11 protein-coding genes are annotated in these 22,130 nt (G+C 36.1%); 3 read left to right on the plus strand and 8 right to left on the minus strand.

The features are described from left to right. The 8 genes from OZP15_RS14255 to topA form a co-directional block, all read right to left on the minus strand. Positions 1-2,022 carry a DUF2264 domain-containing protein gene (locus OZP15_RS14255; RefSeq protein WP_281336473.1) on the minus strand — a complete coding sequence of 674 codons (2,022 nt, stop codon included), beginning with the start codon at positions 2,020-2,022 and terminating at the stop codon, positions 1-3. A gap of 36 nt (positions 2,023-2,058) precedes the next feature. Further along, positions 2,059-3,105 (minus strand): NAD(P)/FAD-dependent oxidoreductase, encoded by a 1,047-nt coding sequence (locus OZP15_RS14260; RefSeq protein WP_269226151.1) that lies wholly within the window; start codon positions 3,103-3,105, stop codon positions 2,059-2,061. A gap of 90 nt (positions 3,106-3,195) precedes the next feature. Next, complete coding sequence (gene porN / locus OZP15_RS14265) at positions 3,196-4,086, minus strand: type IX secretion system ring subunit PorN/GldN (RefSeq protein WP_269227964.1); 891 nt, start codon at positions 4,084-4,086, stop codon at positions 3,196-3,198. A 49-nt stretch (positions 4,087-4,135) separates the two neighbouring features. After that, positions 4,136-5,677, minus strand: coding sequence for a type IX secretion system motor protein PorM/GldM (gene porM / locus OZP15_RS14270; protein WP_281336474.1), 1,542 nt, complete (start codon positions 5,675-5,677; stop codon positions 4,136-4,138). Positions 5,678-5,723: 46 nt separating this feature from the next. Next, positions 5,724-6,359 (minus strand): type IX secretion system motor protein PorL/GldL, encoded by a 636-nt coding sequence (gene porL, locus OZP15_RS14275; protein WP_281336475.1) that lies wholly within the window; start codon positions 6,357-6,359, stop codon positions 5,724-5,726. A 52-nt stretch (positions 6,360-6,411) separates the two neighbouring features. Then, positions 6,412-7,827 (minus strand): T9SS ring complex lipoprotein PorK/GldK, encoded by a 1,416-nt coding sequence (gene porK, locus OZP15_RS14280; protein WP_281336476.1) that lies wholly within the window; start codon positions 7,825-7,827, stop codon positions 6,412-6,414. Between the two features lie 271 nt (positions 7,828-8,098). Then, the gene (locus tag OZP15_RS14285) at positions 8,099-9,250 is read right to left on the minus strand and encodes a formimidoylglutamase (protein ID WP_269226153.1); all 1,152 of its coding nucleotides are present in this window, start codon (positions 9,248-9,250) and stop codon (positions 8,099-8,101) included. A gap of 3 nt (positions 9,251-9,253) precedes the next feature. After that, the gene (gene topA, locus OZP15_RS14290; RefSeq protein WP_281336477.1) at positions 9,254-11,773 is read right to left on the minus strand and encodes a type I DNA topoisomerase; all 2,520 of its coding nucleotides are present in this window, start codon (positions 11,771-11,773) and stop codon (positions 9,254-9,256) included. A 345-nt stretch (positions 11,774-12,118) separates the two neighbouring features. On the opposite strand from topA, the gene OZP15_RS14295 reads away from it, so the two are divergent. From OZP15_RS14295 to OZP15_RS14305, 3 genes are all read left to right on the plus strand, one after another. After that, complete coding sequence (locus tag OZP15_RS14295; protein WP_281336478.1) at positions 12,119-19,033, plus strand: PKD domain-containing protein; 6,915 nt, start codon at positions 12,119-12,121, stop codon at positions 19,031-19,033. A gap of 10 nt (positions 19,034-19,043) precedes the next feature. Beyond that, positions 19,044-20,039: a PorP/SprF family type IX secretion system membrane protein gene (locus tag OZP15_RS14300; RefSeq protein ID WP_281336479.1), complete on the plus strand. Its 996-nt coding sequence runs from the start codon at positions 19,044-19,046 to the stop codon at positions 20,037-20,039. 455 nt (positions 20,040-20,494) lie between these two features. Next, complete coding sequence (locus tag OZP15_RS14305) at positions 20,495-22,078, plus strand: glycerol-3-phosphate dehydrogenase/oxidase (RefSeq protein WP_269226158.1); 1,584 nt, start codon at positions 20,495-20,497, stop codon at positions 22,076-22,078. The last annotated feature ends 52 nt before the right edge of the window (positions 22,079-22,130 follow it).

Raw genomic sequence — 22,130 nt, forward strand, 5'->3', positions numbered from 1 at the left:
TTAATTGTATTGAACCGTCTTTTTATCTCCATTTTTCATTAAAATGCTTACAGAATTTGACTCTTTTGAATAATTAATTTTCTTCACAGGAAGCAATTCGTCGTTTGTCCATTTTTCTCCTGACTTTTTCCAAAGCATCAAAGTAGCCAAAATTTCGGGATTGTCTTTTTGAGGAATAAAATTATGATTGAGATTGATTACCGTACTCTCATTGGCAACAGGATGTAAATCTTTTGCTTTTACCACTTCGGTTTTATCCCAACCTAAAAGCGGAATCATTGCCAATTGGTATTTGCCATTATCAATAATTGTAGCTTGGTGTCCTTTAATTTTTTTGACTGTGGTTTTTATTTCAGCATCTAACTTTGGCAAAGCATAATGTCCCAATCGCATTTCAATTGAATCGGTGCTGTTATTTCTATCTACTCTCAAAATGCCATTAGACAAAGGAATATCAGCTAAATTAAATTGGATATTATTATTGGTTTCTAAAACTACATCACGGTAATAAATGCCTTCTTCGAACTTTTTGAATGTGTACAAACGAAATGCTTCCCATTCTTTTTTACTGTTTTTGATAACATAGTTCATTGCTACTTCTCCGTTTTTACCATCGGCTTGCCAAGGAAAAGCACTGTTATAGGATAAGCGGTTGTAATTTTCTGTTGATCTGTATTTTTGCCAATCGTCTTTTACTTTTGCATTGCACCAAGCTCTCAATTCAGCAGCACCAATATTCGGATAATCCGTAATCAAAATTTCGGACTGTTTTTGAAATTTATTATAAACCTTATCTTTTTCCAATTCCTTTTCCCAAGGTCCTTCGTTTTCAGTGGCTGTCCAAAACGGATTATTGTCAGGAACCATCAAACCTACAAAAGCTTTTCCCATCCAATACACACTTCCACGACAACTATAAACTTGTACAGCTGGTTCAAAAGCACCGTAAAATCCTAGAGTAGGAACATTGTCTTTCATGAAATCAGGATTTTGCAAAAACTGTTGTAACACACCCGATGATATTCTTCGCATCCATCCAAAATTGGTATTTTTAGTATCCGATTCAAATCCCATTAATGGAAATGGAATTATAGAACCTATACGATAACTAATGCTACGTCCCCACATAATCATTTCTCCGTTTCGACTGAACATATAGGGGTAATTGTTTTTTACATCTTTGAAATTATTCTCAAACTTGACGGCAAATTCTGGATAATATTGTTTTCCAATATACTCTGACCACAACATTCCATACATTTGAAAAGCCCACATACTGTAATAATCATAAGCTGGATTGTCGTTATACCAACCATCGCCACGATAATGATCTAATGATTTTTGGAGATAATCCAGCATCAAAGGTTCATTTACAGCATAGCCTTTGGATTTGAAAAAACTCATTACAAAAATGTTGAAAAATTTCCAGTTAGAAGGCACGGTTGGTCCATCGCCATAACTCAACATTGTTTTGGCAAGAGCATCTTTTTCGGTTTGAGGCAAAGGATCCCAAAGTATTTCGGGAGCAATCAACATCGACACGGACAAAGCACCAAACTCGACTAAATTTTGGTTTGGCCCACCGTTTTTAGAACGAGGAACGATATAAGATGGACTAGCTGAATTAATCAACAATCCCATTTGATAGCGATAATAATCGGCCACTTTTATGTTGTTGATGACCAAATTAGGATTGTCTTTCAATAATGGAGCTGCTACGAATAAGGTTCGGCATAATCCTTCTAGTTTTTCTGTAGGTACTTTTGACTCGTCTTTTGGATAACTAACTCCCGGTTGTTTAGGAAACTGCATCGGATCATCCAACTTATGAATGTATGAAAAAGCACCTTCTAACAAATACAAAGCAGCATCTTTCCAGTGTTGTTTTGTCATTCCCGTGTGAGGACTTAAGTCGTAATTGGGATTTACGATTTTGAAGACGTTAGTTTCACTTGCTTTTTCTTGAGCTAGAATTGGCAAACAAATCAAAAATGACAGTACCAATATAATATTTTTTTTCATAATGCTAATTTACAAAACTTAAACAACCAAGATTCACTACCCTTTTTTTACCAATCTTTTTATATCAATTTCTTTGTCTAATGGTTTTTGGTATTCAATATTTTCAAACAATGCTTTTGCCATTGCTGGACCTAACATCACGCCACGAGTTCCTAAACCATTAAGAATATGTATTGAATTGTGATTTGGATGTGTGCCAATTAAAGGCCTTCTGTCTTTAACCGTTGGTCGAACACCTGCTAGATGCGAGACAATCTCAAAATCACAATTGATTACCTCTTTTATTTTTTCGATTAATTCTGATTTGCCTGCTTCGGATGGCAAATCTGTTTTATCATTCCAATCGTAAGTAGCTCCAATTTTGAACAAATCGTTTCCCAGTGGCAAAATGAATACACTCGCATTCACAATAACATCCAACTTTAATTTCGGTGCTTTGATAACGAACAATTCTCCTTTCGTACCGTCTAAAGGCAAATGTTTGAAATAAGGATTAGCATGCATGCCAAAACCTTCTGCAAAAACTATATGTTTCGCCTGAATGTCCTTATATCGAATTCCATTGGATTCTTCTTGTAAAAGAGAATAATCGAAAGCTTCGTCAATAAACATTTCATTTTTTAAAAGATAGCTCTTGTATTGAATTAATAACGATGCCGAATCCAGATAACCCGTTTGCAAAACTTCGCCATAACCAAAAGGCGAATCAATTGATTCGAACTTTTTTGAAATTAAATTGGTGGATAGAAAGGGTGCTAGATTAGGTTTATCCGAAGCTGTAAACCAATTATTTTGTTCTTCAATAGAAAAAAACTTTCTTAAAATTGGCATTTTCACATCCAGTCTATTATTTAATCTTTTTTCTAAAGCGATAAAAAAATCATTCATAAGCAGCAAATGTTCTTTGGCTTGAGCGACTTCAGAAAATCGTTTTAGTATAACGGGATTGTATAATCCCGCTGCAATTTTGGAAGAATTCTGCGAATTATTATCAAATACTACAATAGATCTGTTGTTTTGCAAGGCAACTTCAGCAAAAGAAATTCCAGCTAATCCAGAACCTACAATTATATAATCTATCATTTGATGTGGGAAGTTTGAAGTTGAAGTTTAGTATAAACAAAGAACTCTCGCTTTATGAGCAAGAGTTCTTTGTTTTAAATGTATGAGAATTTAGTAATTCCACATGTCTTCTTCGAAGTCACGGATTTTGTCTTTTACTCTTTCCGCTTCAAGCAATTGATTTTGAGCATTATCTTTCATATAACTCGTGATTGTTCTATCGCCATACACATTTTCTTCTTGATAAATTACAGCATTGAAACGTCTGGAATTTAAGATTTGATCGAAAGAAATAGGCATTGCCGAATTCTTATCATTGAAAGATTTGGCTTCATGGAGTACCTCTCTTGCTGCTGGGAAAAATACCCAAAACAATTCGATATAATCTTTCTCATCATTATTCATAGTATAAACATCTGGAGTTACTGGACAAATTCCAAGTAATCTGTATTTCAATTCGCTTTGACGCTTGTCAAAATACCAATATCCTTTTATTTTATACTGCGTTACATCTTGAGAAGTAAGATCTTGTTGCACAATATATTCTGGTGAAATTTTTTGTCCAGCATTTATTTGTTCTCTACCAGCATCTGTGGTGTCAATTCGAGTCAAAGAAGCTTTAATGTCTTTGAATGATTTTTTAGTATTGAAATAACTATCCGAATACACTTCTGAAATTTCTCCGCTTTTGATGGCTCTTGTCAAAACATCATATAACGAACGTCTGTCAGAACCAATGTTAGCAGTATCAATAGGAAAATACAAAGGAAAATTAATTCTTTCACTTAAATCAATGATTTCCCATACTGTTTTTCCCATCAAAACATCTCTATCGTCAACATAGCCATATTCTAATGGTTTGTCGTTGTCTGCATTAAGTTGGGCAGCAGATTTCATTCCTATTTCTTCTGGAATCTTTGCATTGAGCAAATTAGGCTGTGCATAAGAAGATATACTCCCAAGAATAGCAATAATAACTAGCGAAAAATTTCTAACGTTCATCATAATATCATTATAAGTAATTAAAGTAGCTTTGTATCAAACTTCCTTATTATTGTATTTCATAAATTACTGGTGCAGTTCTTGGCAATAAATAACTACCAGCACCTACTAATTTAGTTTTAATTTCAGAAATAGTCACCTGATCTCCTCTAGTTGCTTTTGAAAGCACTGATTTACATTGTGCATTCAATTTATTACCAGAAACTACAACTGTAGGTTGACCAGTAACTTTTAAATTAAATCCAACAACATCTAAACCAACTTCGAAATCAAAATCAACTAATTTAGCACCAACAGTAGAAATTTCTAAACTTGATTTAGGTCCTTTTACCACACCCATTTCTCCTCTGATTGTTCCTGTTGGACCAGGAATTCCTTTGATTCTGAAAACTTTTTTATCTGTAGCTACTTTTCCGTCTGCCATTTTTCCTGAAACACTAACAGTAACTTCAGTTCCAGCTCCTGGTCTCATTTCATACTTTCCGTTACCTGATTTTGTCAAACCTGGAGCAGATGCAGAAACAGCATTATCAGCAATACCAGCAAATGAAATAGACATTGGATTTACAACTCCTCTGTACACTACATTCATTTTATCTGCAGAAATAGTAGCAGAATTTGGTCTAGGAACTACAACGTATTTACCAGAAAATTTCAATGGAATTGTTTTTCCATCTTCAACAAAAGTAAATTGACCTCCAATACTTTGTTCTCCAACTCCACCTGCTGTCAAATTAATTTTAGCTTGTCCAGTTGCTGGATCTAATTTGGCTCCAGTCACACTTGAAGGTTTTGTATTTTCGTCATAACGACCTAAAACCACTTTTCCTGTAACTGCTTCACCTTGAAAATAAGCATTTTTATCTAAAACCACAATTGCTTCATAATTGTTGTAAGAAGCTGCAGCAACAGCCGCTCTTCCTAATGCAGCACTGTAAATATCAGACTGTACTTTCTCAACATCTCCTTGCCAAGTCGAAAGTTTTGCAGCAGTAGCAATAGCCGGGAAGCCTTTGAAATGATAAGACAAATATTTCTCTTTTACACCATCTTTGTTTTTCACATCCGAAAGATCGAATTTTTTATTAATTTCAGCTATAGCTAAAGCATACTTTTTTTCATTTCCTAAAGCAGCTTTCATATCTGCTTTGTACTTTTCTATTCTAGCAACAATTTCATTTCCTTTTGGACCATAACCATCACCAGCAAACCAATTGTCAATTTTATCGCCTTTGTCCATGGCTTCATAAGGCAATTTTCCTGTTTCGGGATCTACTTCAAAACCCTCTATTGCTTGTGCTTTCAAGCTACCAATATAACTGTAAAAATCTTTTGAAATTGCTTCAACTTTATGAGCCGTAACTGCTGCAATTGCAAATTCTCCTTTTGCTTCTGCTGCTTTTTGATCTAATGATGTTAATAATGAAGCATTGCTTTCCATAGCTGAAGCATTGGAGCTTTCAAATTTTTCGTTCATTAAGCCAAAACCTGATATTACTTCTTTTGAAACATTCATTGCCAACATTGCGATGAAAACCAAGTACATCAAGTTGACCATCTTCTGTCTAGGGGTTAGTTTTCCTCCTGCCATATTTTCTAATAATTAGTATTGTTTTTTTCCTTGAAGCCTGAACTAATTATTTATTACCCATTGCTGATAGCATTCCTCCATAAACATTGTTCAATGATGACAAGTTAGTGGTTAAAGATTGCATTTGCTCTTTTAATTTTAAATTGTTTGCAGCTACTTCTTCGTTGATTTGTGCATTTTTCGAAGCGCTTTCTAATTGCACTTTGTACAAACCGTTTAGAGATTCCATTTGATTAGCAGCCAAGGTCAATTCTTCACTGTATTTTTTTGTAGAAGCAATTGAATCTACTGTTGGAGCAATACCTTTGGCAGCTGATTCAAAATTTTTGATGCTGTTTCCTAAACTTGACATCAATTCTCCATCAATTTTAGCTTCTTTAAGCATTGTATCTAATTTTTGAGACAACAATCCTTGAGCTTCTGTAGGAGTTTCTGCTGCTTTAGGTGATTTTTTACGAGCTTCACCATTAGCTAATTCAGGATAAACTAATGTCCAATCCAATTCGTCATCAACTGGATCAAAAGCTGATAAAGCAAAAATAAAAGCTTCAACACCTAGACCTATAATCAACATAATACTAGCTCCTTGCCAGTGTTGTAATTTAAAAAGTGCTCCAATAATAACTACTGCCGCCCCCATACCGTAGGCGAAATTCATTGTTTTTTTACTTAGTAATGCCATAATTTAATGTTTTAGATAATTGTAGGTTGTTTTAATATTTAGATTTGAGATTTTATTTCTTTTTAATTTTTCCAGTACCATTTCCTGTTGACTGGGTTCCCATGTAATCTTGAACGGTTCTGAATCCGATAAAACTTCTAGCAGAATCAGCATATTCAAAAGTTCTAGTTCCTACTTGAAGGAAATAAGCAACATCTTTCCAAGAACCACCACGAACGACTTTTCGCTGGTTAGTCTTATCCATATTGTTTGGATTCATAGAAGAAACATATTCATAAGCGTTTGGGTCATAAGCAGAGTCTGTCCATTCGGCTACATTTCCTGCCATGTTGTACAAGTTGTACCCGTTTGGCTCATACGATTTTGCTTCTACAGTATAAAGTGCCTGATCAGCAGCATAATCTCCTCTGTTTGGTTTGAAATTAGCCAAGAAACAGCCTCTGTCATTTTTAGTATAAGGTCCACCCCAAGGATAAGTTGCTGATTCCAGACCACCTCTAGCAGAATATTCCCATTCGGCTTCACTAGGTAATCTAAAACTGTTAATTTGATCACGCCCTTTCTTTTTGGACTTGATATAGCTGTTTTTGTTCAATGTTCTCCATGCACAGAATGCTTTGGCTTGTGACCATTTTACTCCAACTACTGGATAATCACCATACGCTTGATGCCAGAAATAATCATTGTGCATTGGCTCATTATAAGAATAAGCAAAATCTTTAATCCAAACTGTAGTATCAGGATATACTTTTACCTCTTCTGTTTTGATAAAATCTTTTCTTTTACCCACTTTAGCTTTGGCTGCAGCTTGAATATCCATCCAAGAATATCTGAATTTCAATTTATCCACATCGATAGTTCTTAATCCGTTGTAAGAGGCTTCTAAAGGCAAATACATTGAATCCATTACTTCGGTGTAGTATTCATCTGGATAAGCTTTGGTATCTTTGATTAATTTTACTTTTTTATTCAATCTTCTTCCTGCATAAGGATCATCATCTGTACCGATACTATAATAATTATCATACATGTATTTATCATAAGCGGTCATTTTTTCAGGATCTGCATCGTTAAATGCAAAATCACCAATACTTCCAGCTTTTTTTCCTTTTCCAGCAGCATCACCAGGCTTTATCCCTGATTCATCAGCCATAATAGCCAAACGAACTCTCATTGTAGAATCTTTTACCCATTCTACAAATTGACGGTATTCTCTATTGGTAATTTCAGTTTCATCCATGTAAAAAGAACGAACAGTAACTGTTTTAGTGGTGGCATCTCCTACTCCAGCAACATCCTCATCTGATTTTCCCATGATAAAAGCACCTCCAGGAACCAGAGTCATTCCATACGGTTTTTCAGGATGCCATTTTGCACCTTTAACTCCAACTAATTCTCCTTTGTCGCTTGTTTTACCACAGCCAATTAGTAGGGTTATAATTGAGGTAAATGCAATGAACTTCTTCATATAAATTAGGGTTATATTTGTATTATTTTTAAGTGCGTAAACCTATTTATTATTATTTAAAAAAACAATTATTTGTTGTACTATTTATTTGATTAACCAAAACTAAAATTAAAAATGGAAATAACAAAATATTTTATCGATAAAATACAAAAATCATCGATAAAAAACAAAAATAGCATTATTTTGAAAGTTAAAAACTACAAATAAAAACTTATTCCCTTTTTGTTTGATCCTTTTGATTAAAAAATTAAAAAACTATTCAAAATTGTAATTAAATAATATTCTTACGTTGAGCTTTCCACCATCTTTCGGGAATTTCCTGATTGCAAGCGGCTAAATACTCTTCGTGTGAGCAGGGTAATAACGTGTTTTTCTTTAACTTATTATTAGTATTTGAAATAAATGGAATTTCTATCCACCATCTATCTGTTTTGTTGCTTTTATAGAAAATTAATTCTTCATCTTCCAGAGGGACAATATATTTAATATAATTTTCTCTACTTCCGAACGGATATTCAAAAGATCGGTAATGATAACCCTCTATAAAATACCAAATAATTTGTGCTATTAGAACGGATTCTTGACTTGAATTATTATGATTAAATATTCCTAAAAGCGAAACTTTATCACTAATTCCAGCATATCGCGACAAGGCACAAATTTCTTTCCCATTAAAACCATTAGGCGAAAACGGATAGTTATTTCCAGAATCTGATGATTTTACCGAAGTTAAATCAATACTTACCATATCGGCATCTCTAAAAACAGGCTCGGCTATGGCTATATTGTTTGAAATTTCGCCCAAACGATAGGCATCAAAGAATAACTTATCAATCAAGTCAATTTCTTCCTGTGAATTATAATAGGTTTGGTAACCAACATTACTGAAATTGAACAGATTATTGGGTTCGTCAATAATAATTTTAGTCAAATAAGAAGAAGATGAAACAGCAGCATCTTCTTTTCCAAAATCAAATTTATTATCTATTGATACGAGATTGACCATTTGTTCTAAATCGTCATAACCCCTATAAAGCGCATAAGTTAAATCTTGGGAACCTCCAATAACAATAGGAATAATTTTCTTTTTGATAAGGCTTGAAACTACTTTCTTTAACGCAAAATAAGTATCCGATATGGATTCTCCAGCGAAAATATTACCCAAATCGGCGATAGAAGCGTCCCAATTTCCTGGAAACAAACCATATAATTCTTTTCGAAGATGCACTAAATTAACTTCTTCCTTTTGATTACCATTGCCACGATTTTCTAAAACGCCAACAATAGCAATTTTAATTTTATTCAAATCTGGAAAATCTTCTTCAGTATGCAAAACTACTTTACTACCCAATTGTTGAGAAGAAAAACCCTTTATAACTCGAAGGATTTCGTTATCTAAAGGTTTAAGAAAATCAAATTCCATATCTTATTTCTTTTTCGCTACTGTTTTTTTTACGGCTGGCTTTTTTGCAGCAGTTGCTTTTTTGGCGGGTGCTTTCTTGGCTGGAGTTTTCTTGGCAATCATTTCTTGCGCTTCTTCCAAAGTTAAATTTACCGCATCGAAATCTTTGCCCAATTCTACTTTTATCTTCCCTTTAGTCAATTCAAATCTTCCCCATCTTGCTTTTTGAAGCAAAATTCCTTCGGCTTCCCAATTGTGGATTACCTTGTCGATGTTCTTTTGAATTTTATCTTCAATAATAGTTTCGATATCTTGTTGCGACAAATTATTGAAATTATATTTGGCACTCACATTGATAAACATGCCATTCCATTTCAAGAAAGGACCAAATCGTCCAGTTCCTTTTTGCACATCTTCGCCTTTATATACAGCAATTGGAGCATCAGCCAATAATTTTTCGTCTATTAATTCTTGAGCTCTTGCTAAATCTACGCTCAATGGCTCTTCGCCTTTTGGCAAAGAAACAAACAAAGTTCCAAATCGAATAAAAGGGCCATAACGACCATTAGAAACTTCGATTTCTTCCCCTTTGTAAGTTCCTAAATTTTTAGGTAATAAAAATAAATCCAAAACTTCCTCTAGAGTAATATTACCAATATTTTGTTCTTTCAACAAACTGGCAAATTTCTTGTCTTCGTCATCAGCAGCTCCTATTTGCGCCATGGGACCAAATTTTCCTAAACGAACCGAAACTGGTTTTCCTGAAACAGGATCAGTTCCAAGAATTCTTTCGCCACTTTCTCTATCGGCATTGGCTTCTACATCTTTTACGTTTGGATGAAATTGATCGTAGAACTCTTGCATCATTTTTGCCCATTCGATATTTCCTTCGGCAATTTCATCAAAATCTTGCTCGACTTTGGCGGTGAAATTATAATCCAAAATGTTTCCGAAATTTTTAACAAGGAAATCGGTAACAATTGTTCCAATATCGGTTGGGACTAATTTTCCTTTATCAGAACCTGTATTTTCTTTTAATATTTTATCTGAAACTTTTCCAGAACTTAAAGTCAATTGGGTGTAATTACGTTCTTGACCTTCTAAAGTTCCTTTCTCAACATAATTTCTGTTGATGATAGTAGAAATCGTTGGTGCATACGTTGACGGACGACCAATTCCTAATTCCTCTAATTTTTTCACCAAAGAAGCCTCGGTATAACGTGCTGGCGGACGTGAATATCTTTCAGTTGCTGTAATGTAATTATTTTGTAATTTTTCATTTACCTTCATAGCTGGCAACATTCCTTCTTGCTCCTCTTCGTCATCATCGTTTCCTTCTAAATAGACTTTCAAGAAACCTTCAAAAAGCAATACTTCACCCGAAGCCGAGAATATTTCGCCGTGATTATTGGCTTCAATTTTCACATTAGTACGTTCTAATTGTGCATCACTCATTTGCGAAGCCAAAGTTCTTTTCCAAATCAAATCATACAAACGAGCTTGATCTCTATCAATATCAACCGTATGACGTGACATATCCGTTGGACGAATTGCCTCGTGAGCCTCTTGTGCGCCTTTGCTTTTATTGGTAAAAGTTCTTGGTTTCGAAAATTCCTTTCCGTAAGATTTGATGATTTCAGCCTCGGCAGCTTCCATTGCTTCTTTAGACAAATTTACACTATCGGTTCTCATATAAGTAATCAATCCCGCTTCGTATAAACGTTGTGCTAATTGCATGGTTATTCCAACAGGCAAATACAATTTTCTCGCAGCTTCTTGTTGCAAAGTTGAAGTGGTAAAAGGCCCAGTTGGTGATTTTTTGGTAGGTTTAGTTTCTAAATCCGAAACTTTATAAGTAGAACTGATATTCTTATTTAAGAAATCTTCGGCTTCTTTTTTGGTATTGAAATTTTTAGGCAGTTTGGCTTTGAATGATTTTCCAGCTTCGTTTGTAAATTCAGCTACAACAGAATAAGTGGCAACGGCATTAAAATTCTGGATTTCTCTTTCTCTTTCTACAATCAAACGAACAGATACCGATTGTACACGACCTGCTGAAAGTCCGCCTTTGATTTTTCTCCAAAGTACTGGCGATAATTCATAACCCACTAATCTGTCTAAAACTCTTCGGGCTTGTTGTGCATTAACTAAATTATAATCAATTTCACGTGGATTGTCAATGGCTTTTAGAATAGCTGTTTTTGTAATTTCGTGAAAAACAATTCGCTTGGTTTTTGAAGAATTCAAATTTAATTCTTCGGATAAATGCCAAGAAATAGCCTCACCCTCGCGATCCTCATCCGAAGCTAACCAAACCATATCGGCTTTTTTGGCAAGTCCTTTTAGTTTAGTAACCAATGCTTTTTTATCGGCAGAAACTTCATATTTGGGTTTAAAACCATTTGCTACATCTACTCCTATTTCTTTGGAAGGCAAATCGGCAATATGACCGTAACTGGACTCTACTTGGTATTCACTTCCTAGAAATTTTTCGATTGTTTTTGCTTTTGCAGGGGACTCAACTATTACTAAATTCTTTGCCATAGGTATCTTTTTCTGGGACAAAAGTATATGATTTTTTTAAATTTTGAGTTTTTTAAATTTTAAAAGTGAATTTTATTGTTGAGTTCAAACTCAAGAGTTACTCAAAAACAACCTATTTTTTACATTTTTTCATCAAGGGATTTCAACAGTAATTTTATCCAAACCATTTCAATAACATTCAACTAAAACAGTATAGAAATAAAAAACACTTGATTAAGAATCAAAAAATAATTACAAAAACATGAAAAAACATTATTCTACAGAAAGCTTTATGAAAATAATTTTAATTAGAATTAGGTTTGTTGTAATATTGTTAAAATATTACAAAGACGAGCTTTAATAATTATGAAAAAAATCTGCCCCATTATTTTTTTAATGATTTTTCTGTCTTTTGGATTTGTTTTGAATGCTAAAAACAACAATTCAAACCTAGAGAAAAAAATCTCAAAAAGTGTTTTGGCTCCTACTGCCACTATCACTGGAAACACGAGCGTTTGTCAAAATGCTCCATCGCCTCTAGTAACATTCACAGGTTCAGGAGGAACAGCTCCTTTTACTTTTACTTATACCATAAGTGGTGTTCCAGGCAACCAAACCGTTACAACAACTTCTGGAAATAGCGTTACTGTTGCTGTACCAACTACCAATACTGGCGTTTTTGTTTATACATTAGTTAGTGCGTCAGATTCTTCGGGAGCTCAATCGCAATCTGGTAGTGCGACGGTTAGGGTAAATGCTGTACCAACAGCTGATTTTACATTTACCAATGACGGAACTTGTTCGGGAACTGTTATGCAATTTTCTGGTTCGGCAACAGGTACAGGAACTTATACTTATGCCTGGGATTTTGGTGATGGCACAAGTTCTACTTTGCAAAATCCGAGTCATATTTTTACTTCATTAGGTTGTGGTACAGCAACATTTACCGTTGTTTTAACAGTAACTGGTGGTGGTTGCGTTGTTACAAGAACAAAGACTATTACAGTAAATCAAAAACCTGATATCAGTTTTAGTGACACAGTCAATCCTTTCGATCCTTTTAATAACTGTGCTAATGCTTCATCCAATTCTGTTTATCCGATTACTGTTGGAAACACATCTGCTTCTACTTGTATTTCATCCTATTCGATAGATTGGGGTGATGGTAGCACACAAGCCAATATTAGCTTCCCTATTTCTCATACCTACAATGGTGTTGGAGCTTATTCTATGACCATCACTGCTAATGGAACAAATGGCTGTAGCAATTCTAGAACCTATGTTGTTAAGAATGTCTCCAATCCGCTAGGTGGATTAAATAGTCCAGGCTCTACTCAAAATTTATGTGCACCGACAAGCAATCTGCAATTCTCGATTTCGAATTGGGGCGGTAATTCACTAGACACCACTTATAGAATAAATTATAATGACGGAACTCCAATAGTGGTTTTAACCCAAAGTCAATTGAATAGTTCTATCTATTATAATGCGTCCAATCCTTTAAGTTCTACTAACTATCCAGTTCCGCATGTTTACACAACAAGTAGTTGTCCTGAACCTAGTTATAGAGTAGAGTTAGAAATACGAAACGCTTGTGGTACTACACCAGTTTCGGTTGGAAACATTACTGTGCTAACTAAACCCACAGCTAATTTTACAGTTCCAGCCAATAATTGTGTAAACACTGGGGTTTTGTTTACCAATACTACTATCTCTGGTTATGGTCAAAATTGTGCTCAAGGTGCTATCTATACATGGGATTTTGGAGATGGTTCTCCAGTAGTAACTACTCCTATTTCGGCTCCGCAAAACATCAGTCACACCTATACAAACCCAGGAAACTATACCGTTACCTTAACAGCTCAAAATTTTTGTGGCCCTTCAGTAGTAACGAGACAAATTTGTATTGAACCGCCTTTGACTCCTGCTTTTACCCTCAATACTACTTCGGGTTGTATTCCATTAACAATTGCAGCGACTAACACCACCTCTGCAGTCAATGCCTGTTCTCCTCCAACCTATGTTTGGAGCGTAAGTTATGTCCCTGCATATTGCGGTACGACTAGTACTCCAATATCCAATCAAACTACAACAAATGCTTCTTTTAATTTCACCGAGGCAGGAACCTATACCATTACCCTTACCGCTACAAATTCTTGTGGTAATTTCCCTGTTTCACAAACCGTTACCGTCAAAAGACCACCAACAATTACTTCTATTAATGAAATAAATGCCAATTATTGTGGTCCAGTAACCCTAAATCCTACGGCAATCGTAAATAGTTGTGCGCCTGCTTCTAGCACTTTGACTTATGCTTGGAGTTTCCCCGGAGGATCACCAGCAACATCCTCTTCAGAAATTCCTGGAGCCATTAGTTATACTACTACTGGCACTCACATAGTATCATTAATTATAACTAATGAGTGTGGTTCTTCTACAACAGCAACAAGATCTTTTACCATTAATGAAGTTCCAGTTGTAACCAATACTCCTCTGACGCAAACCATTTGTTCTGGTACAACCACTTCATTAGTCAACTTAACTTCTAGTTCGGTGGGTGCTACTTTTTCTTGGACGGCAACTGCAACAGCTGGAATTTCAGGATTCACTCCATCTGGAACTAGTACAATTCCAGTGCAAACTATTTTGAATACGAATACAAATCCAGGAACAGTTACTTATGCTATAACACCATTATTAGGCGGATGTCCTGGCGCAGTAACCAATTATGTAATTACCGTAAATCCTGCTCCTACCATAACAACTCAACCAACATCAAGTACAATTTGCCAAGGTGGTAGCGCAACTGTTTTATCTTTTACAATAAGTGGAGCAACTGGAACACCAACGTATCAATGGTATTCGAATACTAGTAATTCCAACATTGGTGGAACTGCAATTAGTTCAGAAACGAATGCTACTTTTAATCCTCCATCCAATTCAGCAGGAACATTCTATTATTATTGTGTGATTACTTTACCAACAGGAGGTTGTTCTAGTATTAGTACAAATCCAGCAACGGTAACCGTGCTACCAAATGCAACAATTGACACACAACCTATTGCAACTCAAAATCTTTGTATTGGCATAACAACAGCCCCATTAACCTTCACTTATTCTGGCGGAACCGGAACTCCAACAATACAATGGTATTCAAACACAACCAATTCTACTACAGGTGGAACAGCAATAGGTGGAGCTAATTCCGCATCGTACACACCTCCTATTTTTACAACACCAAACAGTTATTACTATTACGCTACCCTTTCATTAAACGGAAGCGGATGTTTGCCTGTAACGACTACCGTTGCTGAAATTATAGTCTATCCTGATCCCACAATTAGTTCGCAACCTGTTGTTTCACAAACATTGTGTCAAACTGCAACGCCAGCTAATTTAGAAGTTACGCCAACTGGAGGAAATGGAACATTTAGCTACCAATGGTATAGCAATTCAATAAACTCAAATACTGGAGGAACACTAATTCCATTAGCAACAAATAGCAGTTACACGCCACCAACTGCCACAGTTGGAACAAGATATTATTATGTCGTTGTGAGTCAAAATGGCACTTCGGGTTGTAGTGTAACTAGTGCTACGGCTCAAATTACAATAATCACATCGCCAACTATTACGCAACCTACTTCCAGCACAGTTTGTTCAGGAGGAACACCAACTGTTTTAACAACTACCGTTAGTGGAGCAACAGGAACACCTCAATACCAATGGTATTCCAATCTTGCCAATGATACTAGTACAGGAACAGCCATTTCTGGAGCTACAGCTGCTAGTTATAATCCGCCAAATACAGCAGTTGGAACTATTTATTATTATGTTATAGTGACTTTGCCTTCTGGCGGATGTTCGAGTATTACTTCGAATACCGCTACTGTTACTATTACCGCAGGCACAACTATTAGCACCCAACCTACGCCCAATCAAAGTCTTTGCGTTGGTGCTACAATTGCAACACCATTAACTGTTGCGTATTCAGGCGGAACGGGAACCCCTTCTTACCAATGGTATTCGAACACTACCAACTCTAATACTGGTGGAATTCTGATTTCTGGAGCAACAAGTTCTACTTTTACTCCACCCACTTTTACAGCAACCGGAAATTTTTACTATTATGCAGTAGTAAGTTTAGACGGAAATGGTTGTGGTCCCGTTTCTAGTGATCCCGCTGAAATTATAATTGTTGCAGATCCAGTAATTTCATCGCAACCGTTAGCATCACAAACGGTTTGTCAAAGTGCAGCAGCTTCAGATTTAGAAGTTGCCGTTTCTGGCGGAATTGGCACAACTTATTCCTATCAATGGTATTCGAACACTAGCAATAATACTACATCTGGAACAGCAATCCTTGGGGCTACAAATGCTACTTATACTCCAATTACTTCCTCTGTTGGTACTCTTTATTATTATTGTGTCATTACTCAAGCTGCAGGTTCAGGTTGTAATGCAACTAGTGCTACTGCAGAAGTTATCGTAAATTTAGCTCCAACATTTACATCACAACCTGCATCGAGTACGATTTGTGTAGGTCAAACACCAACTCTTTTAAGTGTAAGTTATACCAATGGCGTTGGAAGTCCAACCTACCAATGGTATTCCAATACAACCAATTCAACAACAGGAAGTACTGCAATAGCTAATGCTACAAACGCAAGTTATAGTCCACCAAATACAGCAACAGGAACGTTATATTATTATTGCATTATCACTTTGCCAACAGGAGGATGTTCCAATTTAACTTCTGATTTTACCACGGTTACCATTAATCCAAATCCTGTGATTTCGAATAAAACGGCTGTAATTTGTAGCAGTAAAAACTTTGTAATTGCACCAGTCAATTCAGGTTCCGAAATTGTGCCTGCTGGAACAACATATACTTGGACGAATCCTGCTATTTCTCCAGCTGGTTCTATAACTGGAGCATCGGCTCAATCGACAGCACAGACTGAAATCAATCAAACTTTAATCAACACGACGACTAGTCCTGCGACAGTTACTTATACCGTTACGCCACTTTCAGGAAATTGTCCAGGAGTTGACTTTACAATAGTAGTTACTGTAAACCCAGCGATTTCTGCGAATGTTACTGCAAGTAATAGTACTTGTTTTAGTGCCAATAACGGAAGTATTCAAACCAATATCACAGGTGGAATTCCTTTCAGTTCGGGTAATCCTTATCAAATAGCTTGGACAGGACCCAATGGATTTACGTCTTCACAGCCAAACATTTCGAATCTAGCACCTGGTGATTACAATCTTTCGGTAACCGATCAAGGAGGTTGCCCGATTAATGAAACTTATAGGATTACAGAACCTCAAGACATCATCATTACCACCAATTTAGAAAAAGACATCAGCTGTTTTAATGCTGCCAATGGCGAAATCCAAATCACCATAACTGGAGGAACTTTAAATTATACTATCGCATGGACAAGAAACGGATTGCCTTTTGCGATTACAGAAGACATATCCAATTTAAGTCCAGGAACTTATATGGTTACGGTTTCAGATGCTAATACTTGTGGTCCAAAAACAGCCAATTTTACCATAACCGAACCTCCTATTTTGGCAGTTAGTTTAGGTAGCCAAACGAACATTTTGTGTTTTGGGCAAGCAACAGGAGCTATCAATGTGAATGTCACTGGCGGAACATTGCCATACACTTATGCTTGGACAAGCCCAAATGGTTTTACTGGTGCTACAGAAGATTTAACAGCTCTCGTTGCAGGAACTTATAATTTAATCGTTACCGATGCTTTGGGTTGCATCCAAAATTTATCGGTTACATTAACACAAAATCCAGAAATTAAAATCACCGCAACCACTACTCCGATTGTTTGTTACGGCGATAACAATGCGTCTATTAGCATTGTGGTTTCTGGAGGCGTTGCGCCATACAACATAGCGTGGAGTAATTTAGGAACAGGTACTTTTCAAAACAATCTTTCGGCTGGAGATTACACCATTACGGTTACCGACACCAATAATTGTGTACAAACATTGCTGGTTAACATTCCTGAAGCACCTATTTTTACCGTCAATCCAGTAGTGAGAAACATCAGTTGTTTTGGAGCGAATAACGGAAGTATTGCCCTGAATTTTGTTGGAGGAATTGCGCCTGTAACCTTGACTTGGAATGATGGAGCTGTGACTGGAACTACCCGGAATAATTTGGGTCCTGGAACTTATACAGTAACCATAGTTGATAGTAAACCCTGTACGATTGTTAGAACTTTTACCATTTTAGAACCTCAACCTCTTGTACTCTCTGACAATACTACAGATGCTTTGGATTGTAATAATGCCAATACAGGAGCTATAAATCTTCTCGTTTCTGGAGGTTCTGCTCCATTTACTTATGCTTGGTCAAACGGGGCAACCACCGAGGATCTGATCAATATTTCAGCAGGAAATTATTTGGTTACTGTAACCGATGCTAACGGTTGTAGCAGACAAGCCCAATTCAGTATCAACCGTCCGCCACCAATAGTTACTGGAGTAGTAACGCAAACGGATTTTGATTGCGATGCCAAAACAGTCAGACAAACCTTTGTGGCCAATGTTTCGGGTGGATTGCCTCCTTATAATTTGACTTGGTCAAGCGGAACGGTTAGCGGAGCGAATAACGAAATAATGAATACCACCCAAAACGGAGCAGTAATTTTATCAGTAACTGATAAATTAGGCTGTCAATCCAATTATAGTTTTAATGTTGCTATTCCAACATTGGGAACACCTTCATTCAATACCAATTCCTTTGCTTACACTACTTACGGAACCTATTCGATAAACGACCCGATACAATTTACCAATACTGCTACAGGAGATTACACCAGTGTTTCTTGGGATTTTGGCGATGGAAGCGTATCGAACGAAGAAAATCCTGTTCACACTTTTGTAAAAGAACAAAGTTATGTGGTAGTTCAAACCGTGATTTATCCTTTTGGATGTGTATATAAAAACACCGTGACTTTACAAATTGACAAAGGCTATGATTTGATTGCTCCAAATGGTTTCACACCCAACAATGATGGCATCAACGACACTTTCAAACCCGTTTTCAAAGGATTAAAATCAATAGACTTGAATGTATATGACACTTGGGGAGAATTAATTTATTCCGAAAAAGGAGAAACTTTAAGAGGTTGGGACGGAAAAATAAAAGGAAAAGAATCCGAAAATGGAAATTACTATTTCAAAGTGAGCGGAGTTACTTTTTACGGTGCTACTATCAATCTAAACGGTCCTTTTACACTCATCAAATAAGAATTTCATCATGAAAATAAAATCACTAATCCTATTCTTTTTTCTTGGACTTTCTTCTGTTGTAAAAGCCCAAGATCCTATTTTTACCCAATATTTCATGGTTCCTGAAACGTTGAATCCTGGCTTTACCGGTTTTATGGAAACCACAACAGCAGGAATTTTGCACAGAACTCAATGGCCTGATTTGAATTTCAGAGTCGATACCGATTATGCTTTTATCAATAGTTGGTTCGACGAAGCCAATAGCGGTGTGGGAATAAGCATTCTAAATCACCGAGAAAAATTCACCGATTACAATTTTACCACTGCCAATATTAATTATGCGTATCGAGTACAATTGAACGACAATTGGTTTTTTAGACCCGCCATACAAATTGGTTTTGGTAACAAATCGTATGGATTTCAGAATATTATTTTAGAAGACCAAATCAATATTGGGCAAGGAATAATCAATCCAACCAGTGTCGATCCGCTACTGTTAAATAACAAAATCAACTTTTTCGATTTCTCGGCAGGAATGCTTTTTAATAATGAAGAAGCTTGGTTTGGAGCCTCATTAAAACACATCAACAAACCCAATATTTCCTATGCAGGCGAAGGAAATCTCCCACTGGAAATGTTTTTTTCTGCCAATGCGGGATACGAATTTCTTCTAGGAGATTACATCGACATTACCTATTTTCCGTATGAAACCAAAATGCTTCTAACCACCAATTTCATGAGTCAAGGCGAGTACAGCCGATGGGATTTTGGAACGGGATTAGTCTTCAAAAGATTCTTTTTTGGCGTAAGTGCAGCCACAAATCCTGGTAAAAAAGCTATGAACAGTCATTTTCTAACTTCGATTAACGCCTTTGGAGGATTGCAATACGAACATTTTAAATTTGGGTATTCGTATGATTTCAACACTTCAAAAATCGGTAAAACTGGTGGGGTTTATGAACTTTCGGTAATTTATCAGTTTGATTTAGAACCAAGGTGTTTTGGTTGTCCTAATTATTATTAACAAATAAGAGTAAAGATTGCCCAAAAAAAGTAAACACAAATTTCACGAATTTTCACGAATTCAATTGGTTTTAAATTACACCAATTTATTTTTATTTTTCTACTGGTTTTTGTGTAAAAACAAACTTGAGATAAATTTAAACCACACTTCAGCTTCGTTCAGTGCAGGCTAGAATTGATATTAAAATCATTAAAAAGAACGTCATAGAAAATATTTTTTCACATAATAACTATGTAAACTATATAAAAGTGAAACTTTCTAAAATTAAATCTACAACTCTACAATAAGATCTATGTGGTTAAAACTTCCACAATATTACCCGTAGAACCCTATTTTTAATAATTGGTGTTGATTTGTACAATTTTTGGCTAAAAATTTCAAAAAGCAATGGCTCATTCTTAACTCTTTTATTTTAAATTGCAGTACTTCCAATACTAAATTTTTGGAATCCATTCATGAAACGATCCGAACAACTAACCCAACTGCAACAAACCCAAAATTGGGATATCATCATCATTGGCGGTGGTGCCAGCGGATTAGGCACTGCAATTGATGCCGCCAGCAGAGGTTTGAAAACGGTTTTATTCGAAGCCACTGATTTTGCCAAAGGAACTTCCAGCCGAAGCACCAAATTAGTACACGGTGGTGTTCGGTATTTAGAGCAAGGCAATATTGCTTTGGTTCGGGAAGCTCTGAAAGAAAGAGGAATTATGGCTAAAAACGCTGGTCATTTGGTCAAAAACCAATCTTTTGTTATTCCGAACTATAATTGGTGGGGAGGTTATTTTTATACAATCGGACTTAAAATTTATGATTTGTTAGCCGGAAGTTTGAGCCTTGGCAAATCCGAGTATATTTCGAAAGCAAAAACCATAGAATTACTTCCGACGGTTAATCAAAACGGATTGCGAAACGGTGTAATTTATCACGATGGACAGTTTGATGATGCCCGATTAGCAATCAATTTGGCACAAACGGCTGTTGAAAATGGTGCTTGTGTTTTAAATTATATTAAAGTAGTCGAACTGTTGAAAGACAGCCATCATAAAATCATTGGAGTTGTTGCAGAAGATCAGGAATCGGGTGAGCGATATGAAATAAAAGGGACTGCAATTATTAATGCGACAGGCGTTTTCCTCAATTCGATTATGAAGATGAATGACAAAGTGTATAAAAAATACATTGTGCCGAGTCAGGGGATTCATTTGGTTTTTGACCAATCGTTTTTGCCAAGTAATAATGCTTTGATGATTCCAAAAACAAGTGATAGCAGAGTGCTTTTTGCTGTGCCTTGGCACGACAAAATCGTCGTAGGAACGACTGATACTTTAATGAAAAGCCACAGTCTAGAACCCATTGCTACTGAAGAAGAAATACAATTCGTCCTCGAAACGGCTCAAGATTTTTTATCCAAAAAACCAACTAGAGCGGATGTTTTATCTGTTTTCGCTGGATTGAGACCGCTGGCAGCTCCCGAAGAAAAAGGGCAAAGCACCAAGGAAGTTTCCCGAAGCCACAAAATCATTGTTTCGGAAACGGGATTGATTACCATCACTGGCGGAAAATGGACTACCTACCGAAAAATGGCGGAAGAACTGATTGACAAAGCGATTGCTGTTCATCATCTACCCAAATCCATTTGCAAAACGGAGCATCTTCCTATTCACGGCAACAAACCAACTACTGATTTAGATCGGGAAAATCATCTTTATATTTACGGAACGGATAGTGCTGAAATTTTGAAGTTACAGGAAGAAGAACCCGAGTTAAAAGAGAAACTGCATCCTGATTACGATTACACGCTTGCCGAAGTGGTTTGGGCAATTCGATATGAAATGGCTAGAACAATAGATGATATTTTAGCAAGACGGGTGCGACTGCTTTTTTTAGATGCAAGAGTTGCAATAGCTTGTTCTGAAAAAGTGGGTGAATTATTGGCGAAAGAATTAGGTTATGATGCAACTTGGAAAGAAAATCAAATTGCTGATTTTAAAGCGTTGGCTAATGGTTTTTTGTTGAAGGAGTTTCGGATAGAATAACAGGAAAGAGGTTTGCTATTAATGCCAAATCATTCCAAATACAAAACCAACT

This window comes from Flavobacterium eburneipallidum, from assembly GCF_027111355.2.
Lineage (GTDB): Bacteria > Bacteroidota > Bacteroidia > Flavobacteriales > Flavobacteriaceae > Flavobacterium > Flavobacterium eburneipallidum.